A 22337-nucleotide genomic window follows, 5' to 3' on the forward strand; every position below is an offset into this window, starting at 1 on the left:
GTCATGCTGAAGCAGGAAGACAACGACAAGATCACGCGCTCGGGTCCGGGGACGCCCCTGGGCAACCTCCTGCGTTCGTACTGGCAGCCCGCGGGTCTCGTCTCCGAGATGCCGGGGGATCGTCCCGTCAAGCAGGTCCGCATCATGAGCGAAGACCTCGTGCTGTTCAAGAAGCGCGAGGGATGGGGCCTGATCAGTCGCTACTGCGCCCACCGCGGCGTGGACCTCTCCTACGGGCGACTCGAAGAGGACGGCATCCGCTGCCTGTACCACGGCTGGCTCTACGACGGCGAGGGACGCTGCGTCGAGCAGCCCGCCGAGCCCGAGCACAGCCAGTTCCTCGGCAAGATCCGCATCGCGAATTACCCCTGCATCGAGCGCAACGGCATCATCTTCACGTACATGGGCGCGGGCGACCCGCCCCCGTTCCCGCACTACGACTGCTTCGTGGCGCCCGAGGAGTACACCTTCGCGTTCAAGGGACTGTGGGACTGCAACTGGCTGCAGGGGCTCGAGGGCGGCATCGACCCGAGTCACGTCTCGTTCCTGCACCGTTTCATTCAGGAGGACCCGCGCGAGGTCTACGGCCAGCAGTTCAGCGAAGAGGTCGAGGGCACCGGCAAGAAGCTCTCGATGCTCGTCGGCGAGAGCTTCCGGCCCGACATCGAGGTCGAGAGCGCCGACCACGGCCTGCGCGTCTTCGCCATCCGCCAGCTGACCGAGGACATCAAGCACGTCCGCGTCACCAACCTGATGTTCCCGAACGCGTTCGTCGTGCCCTTCGGCAACTCGAAGGTGTTCACGCAGTGGCACGTGCCGATCGACGACGAGCACCACTACTGGTACATGATCTGGTATGACTTCGCCGAGGTCACCGACAAGGACACGCTGCTCCAGCAGCGCCTCGAGGGCGTGAGCCTGCCCGACTACCGGCCGCTGCGCAACCGCGACAACAACTGGGGCTTCGACCCGCAGGAGCAGAAGGACCTCACGTACACGGGTATGGGCCTGGACATCAACGTCCACGACCAGTGGGCCGTCGAGAGCATGGGCCCGATCCAGGACCGCACGGTCGAGCGCCTCGGCGTCTCGGACCGCGCCGTCACGGCGAACCGGCGTCTGCTGCTGCGCGCGATCGACTCGTTCGCGTCGGGCGGCGAGACGCCCTCGCATCCGATCAGCGAAGAGGATGCCGCAAAGCTCACCGGCCCGCTCGCGATGGACACGATCGCCGCCAATGACGCATGGCAGACCCGGTGGATCGAGCGCGAGCAGCAGCGTCGCGACGCCTCGCCCTGGGCCGCGCCGCAGGCCAGCGCCGAGGTGAGCATCGATGCATGAGCGCAACGTCGACGAGCGCGCGGTCGCCGAGGGCGGCGGCGGGATCTCGGCGCGCCCCATGCTCGCGAAGGACCGCGACGGGTTCATCCACCGCCACGACCTCTGGACCGAGGCGCAGTACGCCGCGGCGGGCCAGATGCGCCGCGTCATGGACGAGATCGGCATCGAGATGGTGCGTTTCTCGTTCGTCGACCAGCACGGGATCCTGCGCGGCAAGACCCTGACCCGCGCGGCCGTCCCCACGGCCCTGCGCTCGGGCGTCACGGCGCCGAGCTCCCTCCTGCTCAAGGACACCTCGGGCCAGTCGGTCTTCTCGGTCTTCTCGGAAGACACCGGGGTCGGCGTCGAGGGCTTCAGCGGCGCGGGCGACATCGTGCTCGTGCCCGACCCCCTCACGTTCCGCGTGCTGCCCTGGGCCGATGGCACCGCCATGGTGCTGTGCGACCTGCGTTTTCCGGATGGCTCGCCCGTGCCGTTCTGCAGCCGTTCCATCCTGCGCACGGAGCTGACCGCGCTCGCGGCGCGCGGCTACGGCATGACGGTCGGTGCCGAGTTGGAGTTCCACGTCTACCGCGACGACCAGACCCCGCTCGCGGCCGAGGACATCGGCGCCCCGGGGCGCCCGGGTGCCGCCGCCGCGGGTCTGCCGACGACGCGCGGCTCGCAGCTGCTGCACGAGGAGGGGCTCGATGCGATGCAGCCCCTCGTCGACGCGCTCTACCGCGGCCTGACGCTGCTCGATCTGCCCCTGCGCTCGATCGAGCTGGAGTTCGGACCCAGCCAGTTCGAGCTGACGATGGAAGCGGGGGACGCCGCGCAGATCGCCGACGCGATCGTGCTGTGCCGCAGCGCCGTCCGCCGGATCTGCGCGCGGATGGGCTACCACGCGACGTTCATGTCCCGCCCGCAGGGTGCCGAGGGCGCCTCGACCGGATGGCACCTGCACCAGTCGCTGTACGAACTCGAGACCGGACGCGGCGCCTTCGTGCCGGATGCCGAGGGCACGACGCTCTCTCTGGTCGGGTCGGCATACCTTGCGGGTCTGCTCGAACACGCGCCCGCGGCATCCGCCTTCGCCACCCCGACCGTCAACGGCTACAAGCGCTACCAGCCGTTCTCGCTCGCACCCGACCGGGTCGCGTGGGGGATCGACAACAAGGGCGCCATGATCCGTGCCGTCGGCGGCGTCGGCGACCCGGCGACCCGCCTCGAGAACCGCTCTGGCGAGCCCGCCGCGAACCCGTACCTCTACATCGCGTCGCAGCTGATCAGCGGGATGGACGGCATGGAGCGGGGCCTGATCCCGCCCGCGCCGACGACCAACCCCTATACGGCGGACGCCCCGCGCCTGCCCGCGAGCCTGGCCGCCGCCGTCGATGCGCTCGTCGTGGACGAGGCGTTCCGCTCGGCGCTCGGGCCCACCGTGGTGGACTGGTACGCGACGATCAAACGTGCCGAGTTCGACCGGTATCTTCGGCACGTCTCGGACTGGGAACAGCGCGAGTACTTCGGGATCTTCTAGGCCCGCCCCGGACAGCCCGCCGCACACCGCACGACGCAGAAGGATGAAGACATGACCTTGAGAGCCGGCGTCACCGCCCTGCCCCCGTACGAGCCGTTCCTGCTCGGAGGAGTGTGGACCGAGCGCGGCGAGCGTGACGTGCTCGACATCTTCGACCCGGCGACCGAGGAGCTGCTGACGACCGTCGCTCAGGCGACGGACGCCGACGTGGACGCGGCGGTCTCGTCTGCGGTCGCCGCGCACCGCGACCGGCGGTGGATCGGCCTCGCCCCGCTCGAGCGCACCCGCATCCTGCACCGCGTCGCCGACCTGATCGAGGAGCGCCTGGAAGAACTGGCGATCCTCGAGACGCGCGACAACGGCAAGCCGATCGAGCGCTCCCGCGCCGATACGGCCAGCGCGGCACGCACGTTCCGTCACTTCGCCGGCGCACCCTCGCGCCTGGGCGGAACCGTCATCCCGATCGACGGCGGCGCCCACCACGTCTACACGACGCTCGAGCCGGTCGGTGCGGTCGCGATCATCCTGCCCTGGAACTTCCCGATCATGACCGCCGCGTTCAAGCTCGCCCCGGCGCTCGCCGCGGGCTGCACGGTCGTCGCCAAGCCCGCTGAGGACACTCCGCTGACGCTCCTGCGCCTCGGCGCCATCATGATCGAGGCCGGCGTGCCCGAGGGCGTCGTCAGCATCCTCACCGGGGACGGCCGCGTCGGCGCCGCGCTGACGAAGCACCCCGGCATCGCGAAGGTGTCGTTCACCGGATCGACCGAGGTCGGGCGCAGCGTCATGTCCGCCGCCGTCGACGGGTTCAAGCGCCTGACCCTCGAGCTCGGCGGCAAGAGCCCCAACATCGTCTTCGAGGACGCCGACCTCGACGCCGCGGTACTGACCGCTATGCGCGCTTCGTTCGGCCACTCGGGGCAGATGTGCACGGCCGGCAGTCGCCTGCTCGTGCAGCGCTCGATCCTCGACGAGATGACCGAGCGCCTCGCGGCGGCCGTCGCGAAGGTGCCCGTCGGCGACGGCCTGGATGGCGGCGTCACGGTCGGCCCGCTCGTGTCGGAAGAGCAGCGCCAGCGCGTGCTCGGCTACATCCGCGAGGGCGAGCGCGAGGGCGCGACCCTCATCGCGGGCGGCGGAACGCGCGGGCCCGGGTTCTACGTCGAGCCAACCCTCTTCTCGGGTGTCACGAACGACATGACGATCGCGCGCGAGGAGATCTTCGGCCCCGTCGTCGGCATCATCGCGTTCGACGACGAGGCCGACGCCGTCCGCATCGCCAACGACACGAACTACGGTCTGGCCGCGGGCGTGTGGACCCGCGATCTGGGGCGCGCCCACCGCATGGCCGCCGCGATCCACGCCGGAACCGTCTGGATCAACACGTACAACATCTTCGACCCCGCCCTGTCGTTCGGTGGGGTGGGCGAGTCCGGCCTCGGGCGCGATCTCGGCGACGAGGGCCTGCGCGGGTTCTGCGAGTCCAAGAGCGTCGTCATCGCGATCTGATTCGCCCGGCCCGCTCCACCCCACCTCCCCGAAAGGAACCCGATGGACACCGTCCAGAGCGTGACCGGCCCGCTGCGCCCGGAGCAGTTGGGTGTGACGCTGCCGCATGAGCATGTGTTCATCAACATGACGCTGACAACACCGCAGGATGGCTATCTCAACGTCTGGGACGAGATGGCGACGGAGCTCGCGACCTTCACCGCCGCGGGCGGGTCGACGATCATCGACATGACCAACGGCGAGTTGAGCGACTATGCGGCGCCCATCGGCTGGGCGGACCAGCACGACATGCAGCAGAACGCCGACACTGGCTCGCGCTCGGTGGCGAACGTCCTGGCCACCAAGGCGATCGCCGAGGCGACCGGCGTGCAGGTGATCCTCGGCACCGGCCATTACTACGACCACTATCTCGACAAGCGCTGGTTCGACCGCAACTCGGTCAACGCGATCGCGGACTACCTGATCGGCGATCTCGTGCACGAGATCCCCGGCACGGGCGTGCGGGCGGGGATCATCGGCGAGATCGCGTCCGACCTGTCGCACATCACGGCGACCGAGGAGCGATCGTTCCGTGCCGCCGCGCGCGCCTCGCTCGAGACGGGCGCCATGATCTCGACCCACGCGGCGACGTTCCCGACCGGTACGGCGCAGCTCGACATCCTGATGGAAGAGGGCGTGGACCCGGGTCGCGTCGTGATCGGCCACGCCGACACCGTCAAGAGCGTCGACTACGCGCTCGATCTGCTGCGTCGCGGAGCGTTCATCGAGTACGACTGCCTGATGACCTGCCGCATCGGCGGAAACCTGGTGATGCCGCAGATCGAACGCCGCATCGACTACCTGAAGCAGCTGATCGCCGCCGGCTACGCGGACAAGATTCTGCTGTCGCAGGATGTCTGCCAGCGATCGCACATGCGGTCCCTCGGCGGGCCCGGTTACACGTTCCTGTTCGAGGAGTTCGCCGCGCTCGCGATCGAGCGGGGGATCGATCCCGAGATCCTGCGCGGCATCCACGTAGACAACCCCCGTCGCGCCGTCTTCGGCGCGTAGGGTTCGAAGCCCCGAGGAGATCCATGCCCATCCACACCGTCCTCGGCCCGATCGAGGCAGCCGATCTCGGCCCCACGTCGATGCACGAGCACCTGCTGAGCGACCTCCGTATCTGGGCCAAGGAGCCCCAAGAGCTGCCGCCCGTGGGCGTGCCGATGGGCCCCGAGCTCATGGCGTACCTGCGCTGGAACTTCCTCTCCATTCCCGAGAACATCGTGCTCGACGATCCGGATGTCGCGGCGCAGGAACTCGCGCACGTCGCGTCCGCCGGGGGGTCGGGAGTGGTCGAGCTCACGCTCGACGGCATGGGTCGCCGCCTCGCCGAGTTGCCCGAGATCTCGCGGCGCGCGGGCGTGCACGTCATGGTGGGCTGCGGCTTCTACGTCGAGGACACCATGGCCGACGACGTCAAGACGGCATCGGTCGACGAACTCGCCGCGCGTCTCATAGGCGAGTTGACGGACGGCATCGGCGACACCGGGATCCGTCCCGCCCTCCTGGGCGAGATCGGCACGAGCTGGCCCGTGACCGATGCCGAATGGCGTGTGCTGCGCGCCGCCGCTCGAGCCGGGGTCGAGACGGGGTCGACCGTGTACACGCACCAGTCCTTCCGGGGCAAGGGCGGCACGGCGGTGCTCGAGGTTCTGCTCGAGGAGGGGATGAGTCCCGACCGCGTCATCATCGGCCACTTGGACGAGTTCTGGGACAAGGGCTATCACCGCGAGGTCGCCCAGGCGGGTGCGGTGCTCGCCTACGACACGTTCGGCTCGGACTTCTACTACGGCAGCGCAGCGATGCGGAACCCGACCGACGGAGAGCGGCTCGAAATGGTCGAGTGGCTGCTCTCCGAGGGATACGCCTCTCAACTCGTGATCGCGCAGGATGTCTGGGCCCAAGCCAACCTGCGCCGCAACGGCGGCAACGGCTACGACCACCTCTTCCGCAGGATCGGACCGGCGATCGCACAGATCGCCGGGGACGCATCCGTCGCCGACCAGATCCTCATCCACACCCCTCGACGACTTCTGGAGCGGCCATGACCAAGCCCATCGCGTCCACCACGCCCCAACGCGCGCACATCGTCGGGCGGGCCGTTCTCATCGTCGTCGACATCCAGGGGGGCGCCGGCGAGTCCGCACCCGGCGAGGGCGGCATCCCCATCATGGGCGGTCGCGCGGAGCGCGCGCCCCGGCAGCTCGCGCTCGTCGAGGCCGCACGCGCCGCGGGAGTACCGGTCGTATTCATCCAGGAGGTGCACAAGCCATCGCTCGTGGACATCGGTCGTGAGCTCGACGGGGTCGAGGGCCCGCACTGCATCGAGGGCGACGACGGCACCGAGTTGGCCTCCTGGCTGCTGCCGGAGCCGGAGGAATTCCTCATCCGCAAGCGGCGCTACTCGGCCTTCTTCGGCACGGAGCTCGAGATCGTGCTGAAGGCGTACAAAGCCGAGACGCTGATCCTGATAGGCGGGCTCACCGACGTGTGCATCCACTACACGTTCGTCGATGGCCACCAGCACGACTACCGCGTGCGCGTCGTGCAGGACGCCGTCGGGGGATCGAGCGAGCGCGCGCACACCGCGTCGCTCGAGGCGATCGAGTACCTGCAACGGGACGCCCTCGTCGACACGGCCGACGTACTGGCGTACTTCGGCACCGTCGCCGACGCGAACGCCGTGGGTTCCGACGCGCTCCTGTCGCGATGACCGCGGGCCTTCCCTCCGAAGCGGCGTTCGTCGTGGTCGGCGGCGGCACGGCGGGCAGCGTCGTCGCGGCGCGCCTCGCCGAGGCCGGGCACGACGTGCTCGTGCTCGAGGCGGGTCCGGACTTCGGTCCGGAGGGTGATCCCGCCTGGCCGGCCGACTTCGTCGACGCGACCCGGCTCGGCCGATCGCACGACTGGGGCTACGACTCGGGCGACACGTACCCCTGGACGGTCGGTTTCGAGCGTGCCCGCGCGATCGGCGGCAGCTCCGACGTCAACGGATGCACGCAGACGTGGGGGCATCGCCGCGACTACGACGCCTGGGCCGAATCCGGTCTCGTCGGCTGGGCCGCCGACGATCTGGTTCCCCTTTTCGAGGAGGGCATGCGCCGGATGCGGGTGCGCCAGTTCACCGCGACCGAGCTGACTCCCTGGCAGCACGCCTGGTACGACGCGGCACCGGCCGTCGGGATGCCGCGGCTCGCCTCGCTCAACGGCCTCGACGAGTCGGCGGGCTTCGCCCCCGAGGCGATGAACATCCAGGACGGCGTCCGCGTCAACGCATCCTTCGCCTACCTCGACGCCGTGCGGTCGCTGCCGACCCTGCGGATCGTGGGTGACGCGCTCGTTGACCGGGTGCTGGTCGAGAACGGCGCGGCCACCGGGGTCGTCGTGCGGTACGGGGGCGAGAACGTCGTCGTTCGCGCGGGCACGGTCGTGCTCGCGGGCGGCGCCTACAATTCGCCGACCATCCTGCTGCGCTCCGGGATCGGCCCGTACTCCCAGCTGGCACCCCTCGACATTCCGCTCGTGCAGCACCTGCCGGGCGTCGGCGAGAACCTCCACGATCAGCCGTTCCTCCTCATGAGCTTCGCGGGGTCGGATCGGATGGCGGACGAGATGCGCGCCGCGCGGGAGGCCGGCTGGACCCCCGACGAGCAGGCGATGGGCAAGGCGGCATCGAGCTTCGAGACCGAGGCCTTCGACCTGCATTTCCTTCCGTACAGCCCCACGCACCGCGGCGACGACAAGCGCTGGAGCATCGGGACATCCGCCCTGCTGCCGCGCTCGCGCGGATTCGTGCGTGTACGCAGCGCCGATCCCGAGGCGAAGCCGTGGATCGACCACCGGTTCCTCTCCGACGCCGAGGGCACCGACGTGGCGATGCTCGCCGAAGGGGCGGAGATCCTCCGTGAGCTCGCCGCGACATCCGCCCTGTCCTCCCTTGTCGGCGCCGAGATCCATCCCGGGCCCGAGACGTTCTCGCGCGCGGCGCTGACCACGCACCTGTACCGGCATCCCGACAACTACTGGCACCCGGTCGGCACGTGCCGGATGGGCGTCGACGGCGACCCGCGCGCGGTGGTCGACGCCCGCGCCCGCGTGCACGGGATCGCGGGACTGCGCATCGCCGACTGCTCGATCATGCCGCGCATCCCGCGCGCGACGACCGCCATGCCCGCGATCGTGGTGGGCGAGAAGGTTGCTCGCATGTTGCTCGAGGACGCGTCATGAGTCGCCAACGAACCGGAGGAACGAGATGACCGTACCGAAACCGACCGGATCCGCACTGACCGAGCTGACGATGCGGGCGCTCGCCGAGGGCATCCGCACCCGGGCGTTCAGCGCCGAAGAGGTCGTCGCGGCGCATCTCGACCGCATCGAAGAACGGAACCCGCAAATCAACGCGATCGTGTCGCTGCGCGCCGAAGAAGCACTCGACGACGCGCGCGCTCTCGACGCCCTCACCGCCCGCGGACTCTCGCGGGGACCGCTGCACGGCATCCCGATCGCAGTGAAGGATCTGATGGACGTCGCGGGGCTGCGCACGACCCACGGCTCGCGGATCTACGTCGACCACGTGGCGACGGCGGACAGCGTGATCGTGTCGAAGATGCGCGAGGCCGGCGCCGTGTTCGTCGGCAAGACGAACGTGCCCGAGTTCGGTGTCGGGTCGCACACGTTCAACGAGGTCTTCGGCGTCACCCGAAACCCGTACGACACCGCGCGTTCGGCGGGCGGCAGCAGCGGGGGTGCGGCCGCCGCGGTCACGAGCGGCATGCTGCCCATCGCCGACGGATCGGACCTGGGCGGGAGCATCCGCAATCCCGCATCGTTCGGCAACCTCGTGGGCCTGCGCCCCACCGCGGGGCGCGTCGCGTCCGCCCGTCCCGGGAACGCGTGGGACCCGGGCTCGGTCCTCGGCCCGCTGGCCCGCAACGTGTCGGACGCCGCGGCCCTGCTCGGCGTGATCTCGGGGCCGGAGCGTCGAGCGCCGATGGCGATCGACGAAGACCCCGCGCAGTTCTTCGCCCTCGCCCCGCGGCCGTTCGCGGGCGCGCGGATCGCCTACAGCGCGGACCTGGGCGGTCTGCCCCTCGACCCGGAGGTGCGCGCGGCGACGGATGCCGCTGCCCGACTGGCCGCGGACCTCGGGGCGGAGGTCGTCCCCGTCGACGTCGACCTGTCCGAGGCGGATCTGGTGTTCGAGACGTTCCGGTCGCTGGAATTCCTCGACGGCCACGGCGAGGAGGCGGCGGCGCATCCGGAGCTCGTCAAGCAGACGCTCAAGGACGACATCGCGTGGGCCAGCGGATTCGACGCGGCGCTGATCGCCCGGGCCGCGGGGGCGCGCACGCGCCTCTTCCGCCGGTTCCAGGCGCTCTTCGAGGACTACGACATGGTGCTCGCGCCCTGCGTGCAGGTCCTGCCGTTCCCGGTCGAGTGGGAATACCCGACCGAGATCGACGGGGTCACGATGGACCGCTACTACGCGTGGCAGCGCTCGTGCAGCCGGATCACCGCGACCGCCATGCCGTCCCTCGCGATGCCGATGACGTTCTCGCGGGCGGGTCTGCCGATCGGCGTGCAGTTCGTCGGACCGTACCGGGCAGACAGGGCGTTGCTCGAGTTCGGTCTGACGTGGGAGGCGGCCGTCGCCGACGTCATCGCCCGCCGCCCCGTGCTCTAGCCGAGGTTCCGTCCGCCACACGCACGCCACAGACGAGGAAGCGCATGACCGCACCGTTCAGCTGGACCGCCCCGAACCCCGCGATCCTCGGAACCCGCCACTCGGCGAGTTCGGGGCATTACCTCGCCTCGTCCGCCGCCTTCGCGATCCTCGAGGCCGGCGGCAACGCAGTGGACGCGGGTTGCTGCGCGGGGATGGCGCTCGCGGTCCTGCACGCCGACGAGGTCAACTTCGCCGGCGTCGCTCCGATCATGATCCGCATGGCCGACGGTGAGACCGTGAGTCTCGACGGCCTCGGGGTGTGGCCGCGGCGGATACCCGCGGACCTGTTCATGACCGAGCACGACGGCACGATCCCCACGGGGCTGCTGCGCACGGTGGTGCCCGCGGCGCCCGATGCCTGGATCACAGCGCTCCGCGACTACGGCACGATGACCTTCGCCCGCGTGGCGGAGGCGGCGCTCCGTCTCGCCCGGGACGGCTTCGCCGTGTTCCCGCTGCTCGCGAACGGGATCGCGAACCGCCAGGCGGGGTACCGCAAGTGGCCGGCGAACGAGAAGATCTACCTGCCGGCCGGTCGGCCGCCGGAGGTCGGCGAGCGCTTCGTGCAGCGGGATCTCGCGCGCACGATCCAGCTCATGATCGATGCCGAGCGAGCGGCGGGCGGTTCGCGTGCGAGCGCGCTCGAGGCGGCGCGTGCCGTCTTCTACGAGGGTGAGATCGCCGAGCGGATCGTCGCTTACCACGAAGAGAACGGCGGATACCTCGGCCGCGACGACCTCGCCGAGTTCCGTTCGCGGTACGAGCCGGTCGTCGAGACGCGGTGGCGCGACTTCACGCTGCTGACGTGCGGGGCGTGGTGTCAGGGGCCGATCCTGGCCGAGGCGCTGCTGATCCTCGAGGCGTTCGGTCTCGACGGGATGGAGCACAACGGGGCGGAGTACATCCACGCCTCGATCGAGGCGCTCAAGGCCGTCTTCGCCGATCGCGAGCACCACTTCGGTGATCCGGCGTTCGTCGATGTACCCCTGGAACGCATCCTCGGGCGGGAGCACATCGCCATGCGAGCCGCGGGAATCGATCCCGATCGCGCCCACCCGGGGCTGCCGCCCGCACTCTTCGGCGAGACCCAGACGCTTCCGGACGCGATCTCCGCCGCCGAGCTGCGCCACATCGGCGAGGGTGGCACGAGCTACGTGTGCGTCGTCGACCGGTGGGGCAATGCGTTCTCAGCGACGCCGTCGGACGGAGCCTCGACGGCCCCCGTCATCCCCGGCACGGGCATCGTGCCGTCGCTGCGCGGACTGCAGTCGCGGCCCGACCCGGCGCATCCCGCGGGTGTCGCGCCCGGCAAGCGCCCGCGGCTCACCCCGAACCCGGCGATGGCCGTGCGAGACGATGGCAGCGTGATGCCGTTCGGATGCCCCGGCGGCGACATGCAGGTGCAGGCCATGCTGCAGGTCTTCGTGAACGCGTTCCACTTCGGGATGGACCTCCAGGAGGCCGTGAACGCGCCGCGATTCTCGACCTGGAGCTTTCCGAACTCGTTCGCCCCGTTCGACTACCTCGCGGCGCACGTCTTCCTCGAGGACCGCTTCGACGACGAGGTCTACGTCGAGCTCGAGCGGCGCGGTCACGACGTGCGGCGCTGGCCGCCGTACACGCGGGACGCCGCGGCGGTCGAGGCGATCTACCTCAACGCGCGGACGGGATTCCTCGAGTCGGCCGCGGACCCCCGCCAGCCCGCGCAGGCGGTGGTGTCGTGAACGAGCCGATGCCCCGCGGGCCCGTGGTCTTCCGTGCCCGCGTCGTCACGATGGATCCGGAACGCCCGGAAGCGGAGGCGTTCGCCGTCGATCGCGGGCGGATCGTGGCGGTCGGCGCGGCCGACGACGTCGCGCGTTCCGTGCCCGGGGCACGCGTCGAAGACCTCGAGGGTGTCGTGCTGCCGGGCCTGATTGATGCGCACCTGCACATGGAGCGCGGGGGGCTGAAGGCTCTGACCTTCCTGGCTCCGGGCGCGGGTGTGGACGAGTTCATCCAGACGATGCACGACACCTTCGACGAGGAGGACGATTGGCCGGCGGGTACGACCCCGACGCTGGCCGACAGGGTCCGCGGGCTGGGCGTGGTTCAACCCCTGCTCCACGCGCTCGGCATCACGGGCGTCGTGGATCCCGCCGTCACGATCGACGAGATGCGCGGCTACCAGGAAGCCCACCGGCTCGGGGCCCTCACGATGCGCACCGTCGCGATGCCCTATCTGGAATTCGGATCCGTCGCCACGCCGGATCTCGCCGCCGTCCTCGCCCACCTCGACGGAACGGGCGTCTCGACGGGGTTCGGGGACGACATCCTGCGTCTCGGCCCGATCAAGGTCTACGCCGACGGCGAGGCGCTCAAGGGTCAGGCGCTGCTCGATACGCCGTGGGATGGCTCGGGGTACACCGGGCTGCAGCGCATCTCGGAGGACGATTTCGGCACGCTCGTGCGTTTCTGCGCCGAACGCGGGTGGGGCGTCGGCACCCACGCCGTGGGGGCGGGCGCGATCGCCTTCGTGACACGCGCCTATGCGGCGGCGGGAGGGGCGGTGCGCGATCGTCGATTCCAGCTCATCCACGCCTATCTCGAACCCGGCTCCGCGACGATGCGCTCCGCCGCCGAACTCGGCGTCATCGCCTCCCTCCAGCCCTCGATCATCTGGCACAACGGTGTGGGTCTGCGGGAGAAGATCGGCGCCCGCGCCGAGACGGCGAACCCTGTGCGTTCGTGGCTCGACGCGGGGGCGACGGTCGCATTCGGCTCGGATGGCCCCTACTTCGCCTTCGACCCGCGCCACCTCATGTGGCAGGCGATCACCCGCCGCGTCGCGGGATCCGACGTCCCGCTCGCGGCGAGTGAGGCGATCACGATCGACGAAGCGCTCGGCGCGTACACGACGGGTGCCGCGTACGCCAGCCTCGCCGAGAACGACCGCGGAGTGCTCCGAGCGGGCATGTACGCCGACTGGGCCCTCTGGTCGGCCGATCCGCGCACGGTGCCGGTCGACGACATCCGATCGCTGCGCGTACATCGGACGGATGTCGGGGGTCGCACGGTCCACCGGAGCACGTCGTGATCGAGACGGTCCTCGGCCCGATCGAACGCACGGCACTCGGAGTCGTCTCGACGAACGAGCACGTGCTCACCGACTCGCGCCACCTGCTGCGCCCCACCCGCGAGGGCGGCATGCTCGAGGGGCCGATCCGGCCCGAGATGCTCGGCGACCTGCGATGGAGCTGGATGTCGCTGCCCGACAACCTCACGCTGGACGACGCGGATGACGCCGCCCGAGAGCTGCGCGAGGCATCCGGCGCCGGCCTCGGCACCATCATCGAGGCCACGTCGTGGGGGATGGGTCCCGCTCACGAGAACGGGCCCGCGGCCCTGCCGGACATCGCGCGGGCCAGCGGAGTGAACATCGTCGCGGCATACGGGAGCTACATCGACAAGACCCTGCCCGCCTGGTGGGCGGAGCTCGCCGAGGAAAGGATGCAGGAGCTGTTCGAGACCGCGCTCACCCGCGCGATCCCGGGCACCGAATACCGGGCGGGGGTGCTCGGCCTGCTGGGGACGAGCGCCCAGATCACGCCGGCCGAGGGGCGGGCCCTCCGCGCGGCGGCACGGGCGGCCGCGGAGAACGGCGTAGCCGTCACGATCCGGCTGGACGCGGCAGCGCGGCGTGGACCCGAGGTGGCTCGGATGCTGATCGGCGAAGGCCTGCCGGCCGACCGCATCCTCTTCTGCAACATCGACAAGGTGCTCGACGCGTCCTACGTCGGCGACGTCCTCGACACGGGGGCGGTCGTGGAGTTCGCCTTCGGCAGCGAGCACGCGTTCGCCGACCGTGCTCGGGACGCGACGGATGCCGAGCGGATCGACTTCCTGCTCGCGCTCCTGGCCGACCGCCCCGACGCCGCCGTCACACTCTCGTGCTCGGTGTGGACCAAGGGGCAGCTCACGCGCCATGGCGGCATGGGCTACGGGCACGTCGTGCGCCGCGTCGCGCCCGCGCTGCGGCGGCTCGGCGTGACCGACGAACGCATCGACGAGATGCTCATCGCGCGGCCCGCCGCGCTCCTCGACCGAACGGACATCCCATGACGAACACCGACACCCCGTTGCACGCGTGGAGCGTCGTCGACCTCGCCGCCGGGATCCGGTCGCGCGACGTCTCGGCCGTGGAGGTCATGCGCGCGCACCTCGACCGCATCGAGGAGCACAACGACGCCCTCAACGCGATGGTCGCGATGATCCCGGAGTCGGCTGCGCTCGCCGCGGCCGAAGAGGCCGACCGGGCCGTCGCCCGGGGCGACGAGCTCGGCATCCTGCACGGCCTCCCCACCGGAGTGAAGGATCTGATGGATGCCGCGGGCCTACCGACGACCCACGGGATGGTGGCGCACGCCAACGACGCGGCCGCGGCATCCGATTCGTTCATCGTGCGGCGGGTCAAGGCAGCCGGCGCGATCGTGATCGGCAAGACGAACACGCCCGAGGTGGGCCTCGGGACGCTGACCTTCAATGATCTGCACGGCGTCTGCCGCAACCCGTGGGACACCTCCCGCCACGCCGGCGGGTCGAGCGGCGGGTCGGCCGCCGCGGTGGCCGCGGGCATGCTGCCGTTCGCCGACGGCTCGGACAGCGGTGGAAGCCTGCGCTACCCTGCCGCGTTCTGCAACGTCGTGGGCCTGCGCCCCACCGCCGGCCGAATCGCGAGCGGGCGCCCCGACAACGGCTGGACCGCTCACGGTGTGCTCGGGCCCATGGCCCGCACGAGCCGGGACGCCGCAATCGTCATGGCGGCGATGGCCGGGTCCGACCCGTACGCGCCCATGTCGATCCCCGAGGACCCGGCGCAGTTCCTCGACGTCGCACCGACCGATCCGTCACGCGTGCGCATCGGGTGGAGTGCCGACGCCGGGGGAGTGCCGATCGCCGACGACGTCGCGCGGACGCATGCCGAGACCCGTCGCGCGCTCCTCGTCGCGGGCTACGACGTGGTCGACCTGGACCTCGCGCCGTCACTCGAGCGGGCGGAGGAGGCGTGGGAGACGATCGAGGTCTTCAACTTCTTCGCCTCGTGCCGCGAAGACGTGGCGAAGTACCCCGAGCTGTTGCGCCCGGACCTGGTGCGAAACGTCCGCCAGGGCGAGGCGCTGACCGCGGCGCAGATCGCCGACGCGCTGCGCATCCGCACCGACATCTTCCGCCGCTGGGAACGGCTCTTCGACGATGTCGACCTCGTGATCACACCCGCGACGCCCGTCGTCGCGCCGCTCGCGGAGGTCGAGTGGGTCGACCGCGTCGGGGACGTGACCTACGACCGCTATTTCCGCTGGCAGATGCTCGCGAATCGGCTGACGGTCACGGCGCATCCGGTGCTCGTCACTCCCGCGGGTTTCTCGCACGGCCTCCCGGTGGGAATGCAGGTGGTCGGGCGGCACCGCGGCGAACGTGACCTGTTGGCCCACACCGCGGGCATCGAGTCCGTGTTGGGTCTGGTCGGGCGAAGCCCCGCGATGACTTCCGCAAGCGTTACCGGAGCGTAACGAAGAGGACTCAAGAAAGGATCCATTCAGGAGTACTTTGGATCCAAATCTCACACCTTCCCGAGGAGCAGCCCGTGTCGCACATCTTCCGTCGCACCATCCTCCCCATCGCCGGACTCGTTGCCGTCGCCACTCTCGCCGCCGGATGCGCCGGGTCCGGCGGCGACGCCGCGTCCGACGCGTCCCCGGTGCCCGAGCTGTCGGGTCCCCTGATCTGGGCCGACTACGGCGGTCCGACCAACGAGAGTCGCCAGATCGCGTACTTCGACGGCTTCTACGACGAGACGGGCGTCGAGGTCACGTCGGTCTCGCTGGAGGACGCCGTCTACTACGCCATGCTCGAGGGCGATGAGGGCGACTACGACGTCGTCCAGACGAGCGGCGCGGACGTGCTCGCCTACCAGGACAACCTCATCGAGGTGCCCGAGGACATCCAGGGCGACCTCCTTCCCGAGGACATTCGGCCGTACATCGTCGGCGGATTCGTGTTCGGGATCGCGCAGGGCTGGATGACCGACACGTTCCCGAATGGCGGACCACAGGACTGGGCGGACTTCTTCGACACCGAGAAGTTCCCGGGCAAGCGGGCTTGGCCAGGCGCTCCGGGCAGCTTCGACGCGTCGTACGAGATCGCGCTGCTGGCCGACGGCGTGGCCGAGGAAGACCTCTACCCGCTCGACATCGAACGGGCCGAGGCGAAGCTCGACACGCTGCGCGACGACATGGTCTTCTATCAGTCCTACCCCGAGGTGCAGCAGCTGCTCACGAGCGACAGCGCCGCCATCGCCGTCACCGTGACGGGGCAGTACAACGCCCTCAAGAACGCCGGCGAAGACGTGACCGTCCAGTGGAACCAGGCGTTCATCGTCCCCAGTGGGTTCACGGTGCCCGCGTCGTCCGCGAATCCCGATGCCGCCTTCGCGCTCGCCGCGTGGATGAACGAGCCCGAGTACCAGGCCGTCTTCACGGAGCGCACCGGCTATGGTCCGGTCAACTCCGAGGTGTTCGACCTGCTCTCGGACGATGTCGTCGACGGACTCGTCAATTCGCCCGAGCACGAGAAGGCCGGCATCTACTGGGACACGCAGTGGCGAGCGGACAACCTCCAGACGCTGCTCGACTCGTACACGGCCTGGCTGGCAGGCTGAGCGCGGACGAGCGACATCGAAGGGCGGGGGACCGGCGTCTCCCGCCCTTTGTCGTGGTCGCGACGTACCCCGGCACGCGTTACACGGAAGAAACACAATCGATACCAAAGAGGATCCAGTTAGCGCTACATTGGATCCACGCACCAATGTTTCGTCCAAATCCCGAGGAAGAGCATTCGACATGACATCCACCATCCGCATTCGCCGCCTGGCGACATCTGGCCTGGCCCTCGCCGCCGTCGCGGCGCTCGCCGTGGGCTGCGCCGGCTCCGGCGGCGACACCCCGAGCGGAGACGCCAGCGGCGCCGAGATCAGCGGCTCCGTGATCTGGGCCGACTACGGCGGTCCCACGAATGAGAGCCGTCAGATCGCCTACTTCGACGGCTTCTACGACGAGACCGGCGTCGAGGTCGTCTCGACGTCGATCGAGGACGCGATCTACAACGCGATGCTCGCCGGCGACGAGGGAGACTACGACGTGTTCCAGGTCGCCGCGGCAGACGTGCTGTCATACGGCGACAACCTCGTCGAGATCCCGGCGGACAGCCAGGGGGATCTACTCGACCCCTCGCTGCAGCCCTACTTCGTCGGCGGATTCTTCATCGGCATCGCGCAGGGCTGGCTGACCGAGACCTACCCGAACGGTGGTCCCACAGACTGGGCCGACTTCTTCGACACCGAGAAGTTCCCCGGAAAGCGGGCCTGGCCGGGCGCTCCGGGCAGCTACGACCAGTCGTTCGAGATCGCCCTCCTCGCGGACGGCGTCGCTCCCGAAGATCTGTACCCGCTCGACTTCGAGCGCGCCCGGGCCAAGCTCGACGAGCTCCGCGGCGACATGGTGTTCTACCAGTCCTACCCCGAGGTGCAGCAGCTGCTGACGAGCGGGAGCGCCGCCATCGCGGTGACCGTCACGGGGCAGTACACGGCCCTCGAGCGGGCCGGCGAGGACGTCACGATCCAGTGGAACCAGGCGTTCGTCAATCCGAACGGCTTCGTGATCCCCAAGAACGCGTCGAACACGGATGCCGCGCTGGCTCTCGCCGCCTGGATGCGCGACCCCGAGAACCAGGCCGTCTTCGTCGAGCGCACCCTCTACGGGCCGGTGAACGAAGACGTCTTCGACTACCTCGACGCGGATGTCGCGTCGAAGGTCGCGAACTCGCCCGACCACGACAACGTCCTCTACAACGACGACCAGTGGCGAGCCGACAACACGGCCGACCTGGTCGACAACTACACCGCCTGGCTCGCCGGGTAACACCGCACACAACACATGACGGACGCCGAGGGGTGGCCGGGGTCTCACTGCCCCGACCACCCCTCGGTCGTTCCGCCCGCGGGGTGCAGACCCCGCCTCCGATGACGACCAGCTCGACCACGACGACAGAACGGATGATCGATGCAGACGCTCAACACGGTCAGCGGACCCATCACCCCGGACCGGCTCGGGGTCACCCTGCCGCATGAGCACCTCTTCGCCAACGGGACCCGGATGATCCCCCGCGACGGCTTCTCGACGATCTGGGCCGAACGGGCGGATGACATCGCCCGATTCCTCGCGTCCGGGGGCAGGACCCTCGTCGACCTCAGTTGCGGCGAGCTGACCAATCACGCGGCACCCGTGCTGTGGGACACGGACCCCGAGCATCAGCTCCAGAACCGGGTCACCGGCTCGCGGTCGATCGTCAACGTCCTCGCGACGCGGGCTCTCGCCGAGGAGACGGGCGTGCAGGTCGTGCTCGGCACGGGTCACTACTACGACGCGTACATGGATCACGACTGGATGGATCAGACCAGCACGTCCCGCATCGCCGACTACCTGATCGCCGATCTCGTCGACGAGATCCCCGGGACAGGTGTGCGTGCGGGAGTCATCGGCGAGATCGCCTCGGACTTCGCCCACATCACGCCGCGCGAGGAGAAGTCCTTCCGCGCTGCAGCCCGGGCGTCACGGGAGACGGGCGCGCTCGTGAGCACGCACGCACCGACCTTCGCCGTCGGCCTGGCGCAGGTCGACCTGCTGGTCGACGATGAGGGGCTGGACCCGAGCCGGCTGGCGATCGGGCACACGGACACGGTCAAGAGCGTCGAATACTCTCTCGCGCTCGCCCGCCGCGGGGTGTTCGTCCAATACGACTGCATGATGGCCTGCAAGACCGGCGGCCAGCTCGTGCCGACAGAGCTGCGTCGTCGCGTCGAACACCTGAAGATCCTCATCGACGCCGGGTTCGAGTCGCAGATCCTGCTCTCGCACGACGTGTTCCAGCGCAGCCATCAAGCTGCGCTGGGCGGGCCGGGCTTCGTCTTCCTGTTCGAGGAGTTCGCCGATCACGCGGAGGCCGCGGGAATCCCGCGCGATGCGCTGCACCGCATCCACACCGACAACGCCCGTAGGGCCCTGTTCGGCGAGTGAGCGAATGTGGGCGTGAGGCTGATTCCCGCCACGGCGTAACCTCCTCGAAACACGACAGCAACAGGATCGGATCCATGTATTCCTATATTGGATCCACGGGGGTACATTGTCGGAAAGACATGTCGCCTACGGAAACACCACCGCAATCTCGACCCGGGAGCATGACGGAGTGAGTACCTCAACCCTGGCCTTACCGCAGACGCGGAGCAAGTACTCCGCGCGTGCGGCCCTCGGCGCCTCGCGCGCGGAGACACGGTGGTTGCTGTGGCCACCGCTGATCTTCTTCGGCGTAGCACTCGGTCTGCCGGTGATCGCACTCCTGATGCAGTCGTTCGAGACGGGCGGAGCGGCCTACATCGGCATGTTCTCAGTGCCGGCGTTCGTGGCATCGCTCATCCGCACGGTCGTCCTGGCCGTGATCGTCATGATCCTCACGATGCTCTTCGGCACCGCCTATGCCCTTGCCATCAGCGCATCGGCGACCTGGCTGCGCCTGGTGCTGCTCGCGGCGCTGATCCTGTCGTTGTGGACGTCGGTCATGGTCCGATCGTTCGGCTGGATGCTGCTGGAGCTTCCCAAAGGTGCGATCTATTGGTTCCTGAATCTGGTGGGGCTGACGGACGAGCCCGTGGAGTTGTATCAGACGACCATCGGGATGTATCCCGCCATGATCGCCGTCATGCTGCCGTTCGCGGTGCTGCCCGTGATGTCGGCCCTGCAATCCCTCGACCGCGAGCAGCTCAACGCCGCGACGATCTTCGGGGCCGGACCGTGGTTGACGTTCCGCACGGTCACCTGGCCCCAGATCCTGCCCTCCGTCATCAGCGGAGGCGTGCTGGTCTTCGTGATGTCGCTCGGCTTCTACGTCACGCCTCTCCTTCTGGGCGGTCCCGGCAACATGACGGTGTCGGGCGTCATCAACGCTCAGATCAACCAAGCCAACCGACCTGAACTCGGCGCGGCCATGAGTATCCTGCTCGTCGCGGGAACGATGCTCGTCTACCTGATCGCCGATCGCCTGTTCAAGGTGAGCGAGAAGTGGGGCTGACCGCATGAAGAACCCTCTCGCCAGATCTCTCGGCTGGTACCGCAGCCCGATCATCCTCGTCGCCGTCCTGGCCAGCCTGCTGTTGATCGTGCCGTTCCTCGTGCTCGTCTCGACGTCCTGGACCTCCGGCAGCTTCATCCTGTTCCCGCCCGAGGGCTTCTCTCTGCAGTGGTACGCCGAAGTGCTCTCCGATCGGCGATGGATGGGATCGTTCTGGCTCTCGCTCTGGACGGCGACGATCTCGACGGTGCTGGCCGCCGCCCTCGGGACCGCGGGGGCGATCGGACTGACGCGCGTGCGCAGCCGGACGGCCCAGCGCTGGATCCGCACCCTCTTCATCGTGCCGATCGCGCTGCCGCCGATCGCGTACGCGGTCGGCCTGTACGGCGTCAACCTCGAGCTCGGCTTCCTGCGGGGGACTCTGGTCACGCTGATCGTGGGCCACGCACTCATCGCTATGCCCTATGTGTTCGTCATCGTGTCGGGCGGCATCGCGCGCATCGACCCGGCACTCCGACCGGCCGCGAGCACGCTCGGCGCGCGGTGGCCGCTCATCCTCTGGAAGATCGAGCTTCCGGCGCTCCTGCCGTATCTGCTCTCGGGTGCGCTGTTCGCGTTCATCATCGTGTTCGACGAGGTCGTCCTGGCGGTCTTCCTACTGCCTCCGGGCATGCAGACCCTGCCGCTGCGCATGCTGAACGCGTCTCAAGAGGCCTTCTCGCCCGAACTGACGGCCGCCTCGACACTGGTCTCGCTCCTGGCCATCCTCGTCCTCGGCCTTCTCCCGCTCTCGAACGCGCTCCGCAGGCGTCGTGCCGGTCGGTCCTCATCCGCATCATCCTCATCGTCTTCACGCCGGCGTCCCCGCCCGGCCGTGCTGGAAGGAGTCATCGAATGACCATCGCCCTCTCCATCTCCGACGTCCACGTCACCCTGGGCCAGAATCACGTCCTCAAGGGGGTGTCACTCGACGTCCGCCCCGGTGAGTTCGTGACCCTGCTGGGCGCGAGCGGCAGCGGCAAGTCGACCCTGCTCAATGTCATTGCGGGCCTTCAGGCCGTCGACAGCGGCCATGTCATGTTCGACGCGGTGAACGTCGAGCGCCGCCCGCCGCAGAAGCGCAACGTCGGCGTGGTGTTCCAGTCCTACGCCCTCTTCCCGCATATGTCGATCGGCGAGAACGTCTCGTTTCCACTGCTGGCCGCACGCCGCCCCGACAAGGAGCGTCGTGCCGTCGCGGACGAGATGCTCGCGCTCGTCCAGCTGCCCGGCATGGCCGATCGCTCACCGGCCTCTCTGTCGGGAGGTCAGCGCCAGCGCGTTGCCCTCGCACGGGCGATCGCCGCGAACCCGGGCATCCTGCTGCTCGACGAGCCGATGGCCGCTCTCGACAAGCAACTGCGCGAGCACATGCAGGTGGAGGTCACGCGCATCCAGCGCAAGGTCGGCATCACCACGGTCTCGGTCACGCACGACCAGACCGAGGCGCTCACGATGTCCGACCGTGTCGCGATCATGTGCGATGGGCAGCTGGTGCAGGTCGCATCTCCCGAGGACCTCTACCGCCACCCGGTGAACGCCTACGTCGCGGGCTTCCTCGGTGAGGCGAACCTGCTGCCCACGTCGGGCGGGCGCATCCTCGACGACGAGGCCGGGGCACGCCTCGACGGGACCGCCGTGCTGCGACCCGAGGACCTCGAACTCGTGTCGGCCACCGAGGCCGCCCCCGCCTGGTCGGTGGAGGGTACGGTCCGGCTGCTCAGCTTCCAGGGCACACGCTTCCGCCTCGAGCTGCAGACCGATGGCGGGCGCAAGGTCGTGTGCTCGCTTCCCACATCCCTGGATGTCTCGACGCTCGGCGTCGGCGCGCGCGCCCGCGTGGCATGCCGCAACCCCGAGCGGGTCCACGTCATCCCGGCCGCCGACGAGCCGGCGCGCGAGGCGATCGCCGCCTAGCGCGCGAGCGGCACGAAAGGACCCCGCGGGACCTCGCCAGGCGAACGAGCCGCGGGTTCTCGCGGGTTTTCGCCTGCGTTTACC

18 protein-coding genes are annotated in these 22337 nt (G+C 69.3%); all 18 read left to right on the plus strand.

All coding sequences use genetic code 11. The features are described from left to right. Positions 1 to 3 precede the first annotated feature (3 nt). The 18 genes from C2868_RS02975 to C2868_RS03060 all read left to right on the plus strand — a co-directional run bounded on the left by C2868_RS02975 (position 4) and on the right by C2868_RS03060 (position 22253). Positions 4 to 1341 carry a Rieske 2Fe-2S domain-containing protein gene (locus C2868_RS02975; protein ID WP_100811543.1) on the plus strand — a complete coding sequence of 446 codons (1338 nt, stop codon included), beginning with the start codon at positions 4 to 6 and terminating at the stop codon, positions 1339 to 1341. Beyond that, complete coding sequence (locus C2868_RS02980; RefSeq protein ID WP_100811542.1) at positions 1334 to 2863, plus strand: glutamine synthetase family protein; 1530 nt, start codon at positions 1334 to 1336, stop codon at positions 2861 to 2863. Before C2868_RS02975 ends, C2868_RS02980 begins: the two co-directional genes overlap by 8 nt. 51 nt (positions 2864 to 2914) lie before the next feature. After that, positions 2915 to 4372, plus strand: a complete 1458-nt coding sequence (locus C2868_RS02985; protein ID WP_100811541.1) for an aldehyde dehydrogenase — start codon at positions 2915 to 2917, stop codon at positions 4370 to 4372. A gap of 42 nt (positions 4373 to 4414) precedes the next feature. Beyond that, positions 4415 to 5422, plus strand: a complete 1008-nt coding sequence (locus C2868_RS02990) for a phosphotriesterase (protein ID WP_100811540.1) — start codon at positions 4415 to 4417, stop codon at positions 5420 to 5422. Between the two features lie 23 nt (positions 5423 to 5445). Continuing rightward, positions 5446 to 6462, plus strand: a complete 1017-nt coding sequence (locus C2868_RS02995) for a phosphotriesterase (RefSeq protein ID WP_100811539.1) — start codon at positions 5446 to 5448, stop codon at positions 6460 to 6462. Further along, positions 6459 to 7127: a cysteine hydrolase family protein gene (locus C2868_RS03000; RefSeq protein ID WP_100811538.1), complete on the plus strand. Its 669-nt coding sequence runs from the start codon at positions 6459 to 6461 to the stop codon at positions 7125 to 7127. The genes C2868_RS02995 and C2868_RS03000 overlap by 4 nt, the downstream gene beginning before the upstream one ends. Then, positions 7124 to 8641, plus strand: coding sequence for a GMC family oxidoreductase (locus C2868_RS03005; RefSeq protein ID WP_100811537.1), 1518 nt, complete (start codon positions 7124 to 7126; stop codon positions 8639 to 8641). The genes C2868_RS03000 and C2868_RS03005 overlap by 4 nt, the downstream gene beginning before the upstream one ends. A 25-nt stretch (positions 8642 to 8666) precedes the next feature. Beyond that, positions 8667 to 10097, plus strand: a complete 1431-nt coding sequence (locus tag C2868_RS03010) for an amidase family protein (protein ID WP_103662945.1) — start codon at positions 8667 to 8669, stop codon at positions 10095 to 10097. Between the two features lie 44 nt (positions 10098 to 10141). Then, positions 10142 to 11863 carry a gamma-glutamyltransferase family protein gene (locus C2868_RS03015; protein WP_100811535.1) on the plus strand — a complete coding sequence of 574 codons (1722 nt, stop codon included), beginning with the start codon at positions 10142 to 10144 and terminating at the stop codon, positions 11861 to 11863. Beyond that, positions 11860 to 13215, plus strand: coding sequence for an amidohydrolase (locus tag C2868_RS03020; RefSeq protein WP_100811534.1), 1356 nt, complete (start codon positions 11860 to 11862; stop codon positions 13213 to 13215). Before C2868_RS03015 ends, C2868_RS03020 begins: the two co-directional genes overlap by 4 nt. Then, entirely contained in the window at positions 13212 to 14240 is a 1029-nt protein-coding gene (locus tag C2868_RS03025; protein ID WP_100811533.1) for a phosphotriesterase, read from the plus strand. Before C2868_RS03020 ends, C2868_RS03025 begins: the two co-directional genes overlap by 4 nt. Continuing rightward, entirely contained in the window at positions 14237 to 15688 is a 1452-nt protein-coding gene (locus tag C2868_RS03030) for an amidase (RefSeq protein ID WP_100811532.1), read from the plus strand. Before C2868_RS03025 ends, C2868_RS03030 begins: the two co-directional genes overlap by 4 nt. A gap of 74 nt (positions 15689 to 15762) precedes the next feature. Further along, on the plus strand, positions 15763 to 16836 hold the full coding sequence (locus tag C2868_RS03035; protein ID WP_157813939.1) for an extracellular solute-binding protein: 1074 nt from the start codon (positions 15763 to 15765) through the stop codon (positions 16834 to 16836). 181 nt (positions 16837 to 17017) lie between these two features. Beyond that, positions 17018 to 18094, plus strand: a complete 1077-nt coding sequence (locus tag C2868_RS03040) for an extracellular solute-binding protein (RefSeq protein ID WP_146047997.1) — start codon at positions 17018 to 17020, stop codon at positions 18092 to 18094. Between the two features lie 141 nt (positions 18095 to 18235). Then, entirely contained in the window at positions 18236 to 19249 is a 1014-nt protein-coding gene (locus C2868_RS03045) for a phosphotriesterase (RefSeq protein ID WP_100811529.1), read from the plus strand. A 169-nt stretch (positions 19250 to 19418) separates the two neighbouring features. After that, the gene (locus tag C2868_RS03050; protein ID WP_103662946.1) at positions 19419 to 20297 is read left to right on the plus strand and encodes an ABC transporter permease; all 879 of its coding nucleotides are present in this window, start codon (positions 19419 to 19421) and stop codon (positions 20295 to 20297) included. A 4-nt stretch (positions 20298 to 20301) separates the two neighbouring features. Further along, the gene (locus C2868_RS03055) at positions 20302 to 21195 is read left to right on the plus strand and encodes an ABC transporter permease (RefSeq protein ID WP_100811527.1); all 894 of its coding nucleotides are present in this window, start codon (positions 20302 to 20304) and stop codon (positions 21193 to 21195) included. Further along, entirely contained in the window at positions 21192 to 22253 is a 1062-nt protein-coding gene (locus C2868_RS03060; protein WP_100811526.1) for an ABC transporter ATP-binding protein, read from the plus strand. Before C2868_RS03055 ends, C2868_RS03060 begins: the two co-directional genes overlap by 4 nt. Positions 22254 to 22337: the final 84 nt, after the last annotated feature.

Source organism: Microbacterium sp. CJ77, assembly GCF_002911615.1.
Lineage (GTDB): Bacteria > Actinomycetota > Actinomycetes > Actinomycetales > Microbacteriaceae > Microbacterium.